Annotated in this window: 11 protein-coding genes; 3 read left to right on the top strand and 8 right to left on the bottom strand. The window is 58.5% G+C overall.

What is annotated here, in order from left to right; all coding sequences use genetic code 11:
• Window positions 1–376 precede the first annotated feature (376 nt).
• From M5C01_RS32125 to M5C01_RS32115, 3 genes are all read left to right on the top strand, one after another.
• Complete coding sequence (locus M5C01_RS32125; RefSeq protein WP_152742309.1) at window positions 377–649, top strand: hypothetical protein; 273 nt, start codon at window positions 377–379, stop codon at window positions 647–649.
• 91 nt (window positions 650–740) lie between these two features.
• Entirely contained in the window at window positions 741–992 is a 252-nt protein-coding gene (locus M5C01_RS32120; protein WP_152742310.1) for a hypothetical protein, read from the top strand.
• Between the two features lie 174 nt (window positions 993–1,166).
• Window positions 1,167–2,075 (top strand): LysR family transcriptional regulator, encoded by a 909-nt coding sequence (locus tag M5C01_RS32115; protein WP_152742311.1) that lies wholly within the window; start codon window positions 1,167–1,169, stop codon window positions 2,073–2,075.
• Window positions 2,076–2,269: 194 nt separating this feature from the next.
• Here M5C01_RS32115 and M5C01_RS32110 read toward each other — a convergent pair whose 3' ends face one another.
• The 8 genes from M5C01_RS32110 to M5C01_RS32075 form a co-directional block, all read right to left on the bottom strand.
• Window positions 2,270–3,187: a DMT family transporter gene (locus tag M5C01_RS32110; protein ID WP_152742312.1), complete on the bottom strand. Its 918-nt coding sequence runs from the start codon at window positions 3,185–3,187 to the stop codon at window positions 2,270–2,272.
• A 12-nt stretch (window positions 3,188–3,199) separates the two neighbouring features.
• Window positions 3,200–3,658 carry a hypothetical protein gene (locus M5C01_RS32105; RefSeq protein ID WP_152742313.1) on the bottom strand — a complete coding sequence of 153 codons (459 nt, stop codon included), beginning with the start codon at window positions 3,656–3,658 and terminating at the stop codon, window positions 3,200–3,202.
• Window positions 3,659–4,156: 498 nt separating this feature from the next.
• Complete coding sequence (astA, locus tag M5C01_RS32100; protein ID WP_152742314.1) at window positions 4,157–5,191, bottom strand: arginine N-succinyltransferase; 1,035 nt, start codon at window positions 5,189–5,191, stop codon at window positions 4,157–4,159.
• Window positions 5,192–5,222: 31 nt separating this feature from the next.
• Window positions 5,223–6,239 (bottom strand): arginine N-succinyltransferase, encoded by a 1,017-nt coding sequence (locus M5C01_RS32095; protein ID WP_152742315.1) that lies wholly within the window; start codon window positions 6,237–6,239, stop codon window positions 5,223–5,225.
• A gap of 131 nt (window positions 6,240–6,370) precedes the next feature.
• Window positions 6,371–7,720, bottom strand: a complete 1,350-nt coding sequence (locus M5C01_RS32090; RefSeq protein WP_152742316.1) for an APC family permease — start codon at window positions 7,718–7,720, stop codon at window positions 6,371–6,373.
• A gap of 143 nt (window positions 7,721–7,863) precedes the next feature.
• Entirely contained in the window at window positions 7,864–8,616 is a 753-nt protein-coding gene (locus tag M5C01_RS32085) for an N-formylglutamate amidohydrolase (RefSeq protein ID WP_152742317.1), read from the bottom strand.
• A complete protein-coding gene (locus M5C01_RS32080; protein ID WP_103497520.1) occupies window positions 8,600–9,952 on the bottom strand; it encodes a glutamine synthetase family protein in 1,353 nt (450 codons plus the stop codon). Before M5C01_RS32080 ends, M5C01_RS32085 begins: the two co-directional genes overlap by 17 nt.
• Window positions 9,949–10,593, bottom strand: coding sequence for an isochorismatase family cysteine hydrolase (locus tag M5C01_RS32075; RefSeq protein WP_103497519.1), 645 nt, complete (start codon window positions 10,591–10,593; stop codon window positions 9,949–9,951). The genes M5C01_RS32080 and M5C01_RS32075 overlap by 4 nt, the downstream gene beginning before the upstream one ends.
• Window positions 10,594–10,595: the final 2 nt, after the last annotated feature.

The raw sequence follows: 10,595 nt of genomic DNA, 5'->3' as shown, positions 1-10,595 counted from the left end.
AATGAGCGCTCTATGCGCCTGGAAGTTACTCGGGCTACCAAACCCGATCACTGATGAGCAGTGACGAGTCGAAGCCTAGCCGTGAGATCAGGCGCAAACAAGCGGTCAGGATTTTCTAGGAAATTTCAGTCAAGGGAAAGAGAGAACTCTTGCTGGTCGCTGAAATGGCCGACTTCTGTGAGAGGCTGTGAGCGCCATTGACCCTGTGTTCGATCCCACTGGTTGAAAGGTGTCGTTGATGGCCAGCTGCTTTCGAGCCAAGGTGGGCGTTGGTAGTCATGAGGAGGATGCAGAAAACTCAAACGCAGCCGTTACAAAGGCGCGTTCCAATTGAAGCCACACACCTCCTGTCGAAACCATTGCGCTAGAACACATCATGATCGATCTATTCATTGCTCTTCTGGAGTTCCTGGGCCCTCTGGACTCTGTAGCCCAAGCAGACGGGCCGTCCACATGGGCACGACGTAATCGGAAGCTGATCAGAGTGTTGTACATCCTTTGCATGCTTCCCTTGTGCGTAGCGCTCTTGCTGCTTTTTATCGACTGGGTGGCTGGCCTCGGCATCGGAGGGAAGAGGGTGGTCATGGTCGTGGTGGGGATGCAACTGATCGGTTTGTTTGTCCTGCTGCGTCGCAAGAGCAATAAATAGACGTCATCGTTTGGTTCCGCCATCTCCGTAAGCGGCGACGCGGGCCCGTTCCGAGATGTCTCTGTCTCGGGCACTCAAGGAAGGATAAAACGTGGTCGACGAATACAATCAAGCACTCATCATAGGTACAGCCTGCAGCGCCATGGCTGCCGCTTTACACATAGGCGTTGTCATTGCAGGTCCTGCCGGATACCAGTTTGCCGGCGCAGGAAAACGCTTTGTTCGCGCAGCGGAGGCGGGAAGAGCATTTCCGGCAATCGTCACAATTGGAATCGCGCTGATCCTCACGGTCTGGGCTCTCTATGCCCTGTCTGGCGCAAGCTTCAGGTCCGTCATCAACTGATCGCGGGTCGGATCACTCGTCTGATGGATACTGGGTGGTGTTGCCCCTCTCTAGCGTTTAACGAAAGTTCGTTACCTGAATAGAGCATTCTTCATCTTTAGCAAAAGGGCAAAAAGCTATCATCGCCCGGCAGCAAACGCTGCAAGGATAAATTGGAATGGGAGCTATTTTTCCATGATGGAAAACGCCGAGCTGGAAGCTTTCAAGGCTATTGTTGATTACGGCAGTGTCACTCAGGCCGCGCTGAAGCTCAACCGCGTGCAATCAAGCATCTCATTCCGTATCAAGACGCTGGAATCCAAGCTGGGCACCCGCTTGTTCGAACGCTCAGGGCGCCGCATTGTAGTGACGGCTGCTGGCAACGAACTGTATGGCTATGCCTCGCAAATCCTTGAGTGGGTAGCGAAGGCCGAGGCTAGTTTTGGGCAGGGCAGCGGTCCTCAGAAGCTGCGCCTTGGGGTGATCGAAAACTTCACGCTTTCTCGTCAGCCGTTATTGCAGCGAATAATGAGCAATCCGATAGCGTTGGATATCGATATTACCTTAGGTAACTCCACCTATCTGATCGATGCATTGGAGTCGGGCATTTGCGACGCCGCCATCGTCGGCGCCGGAATCGCACCTGGGCATTTGACGCGCCTTGGATTGTTCGAAGATCGGCTCACGCTGATTTATGGCGAGTCCCATGCTCCGGTATCGCTGGATACCCTGGATGGGTGCAGCTTTTTGGTCAACAGTCGGCAGAGTGCCTCGCAGCGCAATCTTAAAGAGTTGCTGACGCTTCATCGTGCGACACCTGACCGGATCGTTGAGTGCGGTTCCTACTCGTTGTTGTTCTCTCAGGTAGCGAATGGTGCTGGTGTCTCACTGGTGCCCCAAGCACTGGTTGAAGTCTTTGCCCCCACCCACAAAGTGCTTAGCCTGGAACTGACGGGCCCCTATGCGACGTTCAATACTGAAATGGTCTTTCTGGATGCGTCACTGGGTTCTGCTGCAAGGCGGCTTACCGAATGGATTCTTGAAAGTGAGACATGTGAGGTTAGGTCGACGGTTGGGCAGCGAGTGGAGATGAGCCACGGCTAACCATGGCTCATCGTGCTCAGCTATCTGCGGATGGACCTATTAGTTACAGGAGCAACGTACGGCTTCGTCCTCATAGCTTACGCTGATCTCAAGTGAATCCAGATCTGAACAGGCAGTAATCAAATCCCCACTTCCTTGCGCGATGCTGATCCAGTGAACTCCGTTATCGTCCACCCGTTCTATCAATTTGTTCATCAGGCAGTCTCTACGTTGCTCATCAGTTTCGGCTTGGGTTTGGCCGAGCACATCACAACGCCGGTGGCGATAAGCACTAGGCTCACCCAGTGGTAGGCATGGAGTGGCGTACCCAGGAAAATGATGCTCAGGATGCCCCCGGACAATGGGACGATATGCGTAAAAATCTCCCCACGTGTTGCTCCGATTTCAGCGATGCCGCGGTTCCAGAACAGGTAAGACAGCCATGATGGAAAGATGACCAGGTACGCCAGCCCCCATAAGCTGACGGTGCCATTCAGCATCGTGTGAAGGCTGTCTGGTGTTAGGTATATCGTCACGAGCGTGAAGGGGATCAGCAGTAAAGTGCCAACCAGTGCGGAGTAGGTGACAAAGGCGCCGCCAGGAATTGTCTTGGGCTTTGTCCGCAGAAAGGCGCAGTACATTGCCCAACTGGCAGCCGACAGCAGGGTCCATAGGTCACCCTTGTTGAATTGCTTGAGGAAGCGTAGGTCCGAGAGGTGGCCCATGGTAACCAGCCATATGACGCCTAACGTACTGGCTACGACGCCAAGCCAGTTGCCACGCGATATGTGGTCGCCGAATACAAAGCGATTGATTGACAGTACCAAGCACGGTGTTGCCGAGAGATAGATGGCAGCGTTCAACGACGTGGTGTACTGCAGCCCTATGTACAGGGTCAGCGGGAACAACACCTGGCCGCAGATTGCGAGCATCGTCAGAGTTTTCCAGGACTGACGAATCGCCCCCATTGATCGGGTCAGCGGTCGATAGTTAATGATCAGTAGCAACGCGCTGGTCAGCAGCCATCGGGCTTGCGATAGCAGCACTGGATCGATGTCAATGACCATCAACTTGCCAACGACATAGTTGCCACCCCAAAAGACGGCGGCCAGAGAGAGATAAAGGTAGGGCATGGGTTGGCTCCTTTACACCTTTTCCAGGCAGATATCGGTGGCTCGATCTGCGCACCACGGGGCCGTCCCTTGGGCATCAGGCCCGATTAACAGGGCGCAGGCTTGGCCAGTGAGCTCTTTGAGCGCTGCCTTGAGTTCGTTCGATAGGCGTTTCGCAGTCCAACGGTTCTTCATCGCGATCAATGGATCGCCGTCGTTAACGATTTGGAAATGGGTCCCGTGTAGGCCAAGCTCTTGCGACAGTTCAGAAAGTCGGGACTGGGCCGTTCTGGAGAACTGGATTTCGTCCCGATGTCCGCTGATGCCTTGTGACGCCTTGCGCAGTTGACGCAGTGCATTCACATACAGCGGAATAGGGCGATTTTCCTGCGGGCTGGACAAGGCCCATTCGAGTGCACCCAGGGTGCCGCCCTGTTCGGGGATGGCGGTAGGAGTCAGCGTTACACTTTTATCCAGATAACGGTCAAACACTTCAATATTCCTTCAGCTTTCAAACCCAAGAACCGAGCGTCGTGCTCGGTGAGGGAAGCTTACGAAGGCGTTGGCCGCACGAATATCGAGTTATTTTGCTGGGTCAATTCGAAGAAAACGAATGATCGGGCGCAGGGGGGGCCGCTATCCTCGAACGCCTCAACGACTGGGTGCCTCAGGGTCCGTGTAGCAACGGTGGTGGCGCTTGATGACTATCTGACGCCGCAGCAAGCCGAGTCGCTCATTGCGCAAATGCCCGCCATCATGGCGTTGAGCAACTTTGGCGATATAGGCCCACAATCTGAAAAGGGCAATCGGTGTACTGGGGGCCAGTGGGTTGATTGCCTTGATGGGATGAATCATTTCATTTTTGCCGGTGGCAAAAACGCAAATGCCCCGACAAGTCGGAGCATTTGTTTTTGGCCCTTGATGGTTTTTGTCGCGAGAGGGTTTGCGACACGCTCCGTGCAGACGAGTCAATAACAGGTGTTTGGCACATCAGGCGGCAACCGCCTGCCGTTGTTGCTTGAGCAACGGCACTGCGCGTACTGAGCTGCCCGGTTGCAATCGCAGGCGTTTGGCGGTCAGGCGATCGACCAGCAGGCAGTTGCCGACCATTCGGGCGCGGGCGGCGGTGATTCGGCAGTTTTCCAGGCGCTGGTTATGGATCAGCCAGAGTGGCGCATTGTCGTCAGGTGTGCCGACCATCAGGTCCAGCGACTGGCTGTCGCGCACGGCACGGATTTTCGAGATCTGGGCTTCTATGACCGGACCGCCGTCGAAGATGTCGATGTAACCCTGATGGGAAAAGCCTTCGTTGCAGAGGATTCTGCGCGCCGGTTCGGCGTATTGATGGGCCTTGCCGATCACCGCCTGAGCTTGCTCGGTGAGCAGGCAGGTGTACAGCGGCTGACGTGGCATCAGCTCGGCGATGGACGACTTGTTGCCAAGCCCGGAAAGGTGATCGGCGTGGCTGAAGTCCATTTTGAAAAAATGTCGACCGAGGCTGTCCCAAAACGGCGAGCATCCGTGCTCGTCGGCGCTGCCGCGCAGTTCGGCGATCAGTTTTTCGCCGAACAAGTGTGGGAACTCGGCGACAAACAGCAATCGCGCAACTGATAACAGTCGGCCGTTATGGCCTTGACGCTGATCCGGGCGCAGGAACAACGAGCAGATTTCCGATTGGCCGGTCATTTCGTTGTTGAGGAACAAGGTCGGGATTTGTCGACGGATTCCCAGGTCTGCCGAGGTGTTGACCGTCAACCCGACACGGTAGTTGTACCAGGGCTCACGCAGCCCGACGGCACCTGCCAGGGCGCTGACGCCGATCACTTGCTGATCGTCGTCTTCGAGCACGAACAGGTAGTCGGCGTCCGCCCGTTCTACCTGCCCGACAAAGGTCCGCTGCGCCCAGCGTATGCGCAGGGTCAGACGCTCCTCGTTGGCCGGCAGCGTAGTGAACTCCGGGCCGGCGAGGCGTGCCAGCGCCAGTAACGCGGGCAGGTCGGTCATTTGAACCGGGCGCACGATCATGATGGAGCTCCTTGGGGGCGGAAGATCTGCTTCATAGCGCAATCAGCCTAACGGGGCTGCCGTTGTCCAGTTGCAAGGCGTCGAGCTGGGTGGAGTTGAGCAAGACAGGCTCCTCAAGGCTCCAGTCCAGCTCGGCGATAATTGCCCGGTAGTTTTCCAGTGCGTCATTGCTCAGCAGGTACGGCGTCTTGCCACTGCTGTGTGGGCTCAAGTGCGCAACGGCCGTGCGGGTCTGGGTGATCGAACGAATACTCGCGGTGCGCGCAAACAGCGTTGGTCCACCGTCGACGAGGTCGATGTAGCTGTTGCTCTCGAAGCCTTCGCGTTCAAGGATATCGAAGGCTTCCTGGCCGTCCGGATGAATCCGGCCAATACACGCCTGAGCGCTTTGCGGCAGCATCGGTACGTAGATCGGGTAGTGCGGCATCAACTCGGCGAGAAAACTTCGGTTTTTCAAGCCGCAGAGGCGTTCAGCCTCGACATAAGGCAGGTCAAAAAAGTGCTTGCCCAGTGCATCCCAGAATGGCGATTCACCTGCGTCGTTGCTGTAGCCGACGATTTCGGCAATCACTGCGTCGGAAAAGCGCTGAGGGTGGGCGGCGATGAACATCAGGCGGGCCCGGGAAAGCATTTGCGAAGAGGGTGTGCGCTCAAGCTCGGTGTTGAGATGAAAACCTCGCAGCAAGGTATGTGCGCGGAGGTCCTGGCATAACGACAGCGCCGGCACCCCGTGATGAATGTTCAGCTCGCGCGACTCGCTGGTGAAAGGGCGGTTGCGCAGGCTGTAGAAGGGCTCGCTGAAACCGGCGGTCGCGAGGACTTCCGAACAGCCCAGCAGCCGTTGACTGGCCAGGTCCTCCAGCACGAAGAAATAGTTCTCCGGGCCATGGCTCTTCACGTCACTGGCAAACGATGCGCAGGAAGCGAGAATCTTCTGGCGCAGGCGCTCGCTGTCGTCCGGAAACGAGGTGGCACTCTCCAGGCTGTCGCGTGCAAGTTGCTGCAACTGAGGCAGGTCGGATAACTGAACTGGACGTAAGGCCAGCATGGAGGTACTCCTGTATCAAAGAGCCTGATACCGGGGCATCAGGCTTGACTATCACTGTCGGCTTCCACGCATACAACGGCGGTCGGCTAATCACCGTCAGCGACCGCTCGACGTTTTGAACACTGTTTTTTTCAACTGTTGGACGGGTCTGGCAATACGCTGCTGGCGCCGATTCTGTTGAGGAAAAACAGGTAGACCAGGCCCGCCGCAATCCAGATGCCGCCGAGCTTTTGCGCATCGACACCCATGTTGTAGAGGATGGCGCTGACGATGATGAAGCCGATCACCGGGCAGATCAGATGGCGGATCACCTGGCCGGATTTCTGCCGGCGCCAGTAGTAGTTGATCACTGTCAGGTGCAGCAGCATGAAGCCGCTCAGGGCCCCGAAGTTGACCAGTGAAGTGAGGGTGTCCACCGAGTTGATGAACAGGTAGCAGATCAGCAGCGACAGCACCGCCACCAGGTAAATGCTGATGTGCGGGGTATTGTGCTGGGGATGTACCTTGGCCAGCACCTTGGGCAGTTTGCCGTCTCGTGCCATACCGAACAGCAAGCGCGATACCGCGGCTTGCGAGGTGATCGCCACCGCCACGCCCCAGGCCAGTGCCGTGGCCACGCCGGTGACAGTCGCCAGCCAGCTGCCGGCGGCGATTTCGGCGATTTCATAGAACGCGGTATCGGCGGACTTGAAGCCCATGCCGGCGGCCAGGTCTGTGGCGATCCAGGTCTGTACGACGAAAATCCCCCCCATGACCACCAACGTGATCAACGCGGCTTTGCCGACGCTGCGGCCCGGATCGCCTTTGATCTCTTCGGCCAGGGTCGAAATCGCATCGAAGCCGAGGAACGACAACACCGCGATCGACACTGCCTGCATGAGCAACGCGAAGTTGAAGTGCTCAGGGTTGTACAACGGTGCCAGGGTCAACTGGCCGTTACCGGCGCCACCGTGCAAGGCGGTCCAGGCGTAGAACAGGAAAATTCCCAGCACCACCAATTGCGCCAGCAGAAAGAGCATGTTCATCCGTGCGGTAAAAGTGATGCCCCGCAGGTTGACGAAGGTCGCGCTGACCAGGAAGGCGAGGATGAAACCGACCTTGGGAATGTCCGGGTACAGGTGATTCAACGCCATCGCCGCATACACGTAGAGCAGCGGCGGGATCAGCAGGTAGTCGAGCAGCATCAGCCAGCCGGCGATAAAGCCGACATGCGGGTTCAGCCCGCGTTGAGCATAGGAGTAGACCGAGCCGGCGATCGGGAAGGCCCGCGCCATGCTGCCGTAACTCAAGGCGGTGAACAGCATCGCCACCATGCCGATGATGTAGGCCAGCGGCACCATGCCGGGGGCCTCCTGGTTGACGTAGCCATAGACGCCGAACGGGGCGATGGGGATCATGAAAATCATCCCGTAAATCACCAGGTCGGTCAGCGACAGGCTGCGTTTCAACTCTTGCTTGTAGCCGAATTCTTCTATTTCCATGAAGCAGTTCTCCTTGTAAGCCACTATGGCAATGTGTTTGAACCAGGCAGGTAAAAACACGCTACAGCGTTGGTTATCGTTGTTTTACCGGTACAACCCTCCGTTTTTTTTCAGCTTGAAACTGTTCGCTTGAGGCCTCGGCTTTACAGCAACGGCGCCAGGTAATCGCTCCAGGTCTGGACCGCCAGCCGATTGCGCAACAGGTCGTTGCGCACCTCGATCAGCACCGAGTCGATGCCACGGGCGTCGCCGTGAACCGGCACCGTCATGTCGGCCGCAGGGTTGATTTTGTAGGGCTGATTACCGGCGACCCGCAGTGGATGCCTGGCCAACCCGTCGACCAGCCGGCTTGCATAATCCTCGGCCCGCCCATACAGCACGCCGGCTTCCAGCGCTCGGGGCTGGCCGAAGTAGATTGGCGTGAAGCTGTGAATGCCCACCACCCGTACCGTGCGGCCCTCGGCCACGCGGGTATCGATCAGTTCGCCAAGGCGTGTGTGAAATGGTGTGAACAGGCACCGGCGTCGGTAGTCGCGGGTCGCATCGTCGAGATTCTGATTGCCCGGCACCGGATAAATTTCGCTCTTGGTCGGGATGCTGTCCGGCGCCTGCAACGGACGGTTGAGGTCGATCAGCAGGCGCGAGTAGTTGGCCGCCAGCAGGGTCGCGCCGAGAGCTTTGGACAGGCTCTCGGCGAGCGCCAGCGCACCGATGTCCCAGGCAATGTGCTCGTGTGTGGCATCGCCGCTCAATCCCAGATCGTTCAAGGCGCTCGGGATGTAGCGGCTGGCATGTTCACACACCAGAATCAGCGGGTGCTCGGATGCTTCCCGGCTCAGGCTGTAAGCCGGCTCGGTGTAGAGTCCAAACTCGGCGGACTCAGTAGAGGCGTGCATAGTGCTCACACAGTTGGGCGGGCGACAGGTGCTGGGTCAAGGCAAGTTCCTCGGTTTTAACGGCGAAGTAGGTGTCGAGCAGCGCGCCCGGCAAGGCTTCAAGCAAGGCCTCGCTGCCCCGCAAGTGGCTCAGGGCCTGCGCGAGTGACGCCGGCAGGGCAACGATGCCACGGTGCTGGCGTTGTTCTTCATTCAGCGAGTCCGGGACTTCATCGGTGATCGCGTGCAGCGCCAGGCGTTGCTCGATGCCCAGTCGGCCGGCAATCAGCACGGCGGCCATCGCCAGATGGGGGGAGGACGTGGCGTCCATGGCGCGGAATTCGAGGTTGTATTGCGCGGCCTCGGATTTGCCGCCCAGGCTCACGGTCGGGCAGATCCGCAGAGAGGCTTCACGGTTGCGTTGACCCAGGCATGCATATGACGCACTCCAGTGATGCGGTTGCAGGCGCTCATAGGAAATCGGTGTCGGCGCGGTCAAGGCGCAGAGGGCCGGCAAGTAGTGCAACACGCCCGCGGACCAGTGCTGGCCAAGGGGCGACAGGCCGTTGGCGGTCCCGGCGTCATACAGCACCGGATGGCCGGACAGGTCGTGCAGGCTCAGGTGCAGGTGCACGCCATTGCACACCGCGTGCTCCGAGGTCTTGGGCGCAAAGCTCAGGTTCAGTCCCATCTGCCGGGCGATCTCGCGGGTAATCTCGCGCACGTTGACCGCACGGTCGGCCGCTGCGACGCCCAGGGTCGGTCGGCAGGTGATTTCGTATTGGTGTTTGCCATATTCGGGCAGGAACATTTCCGGCTCGACCCCACCTGCGCGCAAGGCGCTGAGTAGCCAGCCACCGAACGTTGCGCCTTGACGCTGAGCCTCTAGCGAAAACGCTAGATGTTCAGCCTGGACGCTGTCGGTGGTGAGGTTGAATTCGTGCTCGAAGGCCGAAGTGATCTGCAGCCCAAGTTCATCGTGGTAGCGCTGTACTTCGTTGCGCAGCAGCGTGCGCGGGCAGGTAGCCCATGGACGGCCATCGGTTTCGCAGATGTCGCCATGGATGAAATCCAGGGCCGGCGCACTGGCATCGGGACCGTTGCTGACCGTCACGCGACTGCTCAGGTCGGGGATCAGCCGCAAGTCACCGTAGGCCCCCCACGGATTGCTGGCGGCGATGATGTCTTGCGGGGTCAGCGCGCTGTTGGCCGGGACCCAACCGCAACCAGCGGTCTTGTAGTGCTCCAGTTCATCGGTCGGAAACGACCGGCCACGGGTCACGCCGATCAGGTCCGTGGTGACGATGGTGGTCATTGCCACGGGCGTCAGAGGCTCACCGCTGTTGGCGCGGCTCATGCCTGCAACGCCTGCAAACGATCGAGTACGGTTTGCGTATCGGTGATCCAGCAATAGCCCTTGATCGCACTCAGGCACGCCAGGTGGCGTTGCTCGGTATAGGTTGCGCAGGCGTCTTCGACCAACGTCACCAGATAGCCGCGGTCAGCCGCATCGCGCACGGCCATGTCGACACACTGGTCGGTGACGATGCCGGCAATGATCAGATGGCGGGTTTGCAGGTTACGCAGCACGTAGTCGATGTTGGTCGAGTTGAACACCCCGGAGGAGGTCTTGGGCAAGACGATTTCATTTTCGACCGGTGTCAGCGCTTCAATGATGGCGGCTTGCGGGCTGCCTTTTGGCAGGTGCATCTGCGACAGTTTGTGGTCCAGCGAGCGGTCGCGCCCGTCGGCGGTGAGGCTTTCGATGATCGTGTGCAGAACGTTCTGCCGAGCCGTGCGCACGGCGGCCAGCAACCTGAGTTGGTTGGGAATCACCTGTTGACGGGTGCGGTCGAGGAAGTACCTGGCGTCCGGCCCTTGCAGATGCGGGTCGAACTGCGGCTCAAGCCAGGCGCGTTGCATGTCCACCAGCAGTAGCGCGGTTCGGTTGGTAGTAAACGGCAGGTCACGGGGCGAGTGATGGGGGAGCATAAACATCC

Origin of the sequence: Pseudomonas sp. MWU12-2319, from assembly GCF_023242525.1 — a bacterium.
GTDB lineage: Bacteria > Pseudomonadota > Gammaproteobacteria > Pseudomonadales > Pseudomonadaceae > Aquipseudomonas > Aquipseudomonas gingeri_D.
Note: the sequence above shows the minus strand (reverse complement) of the source record. Positions and strands in the feature narration are given on the sequence as shown.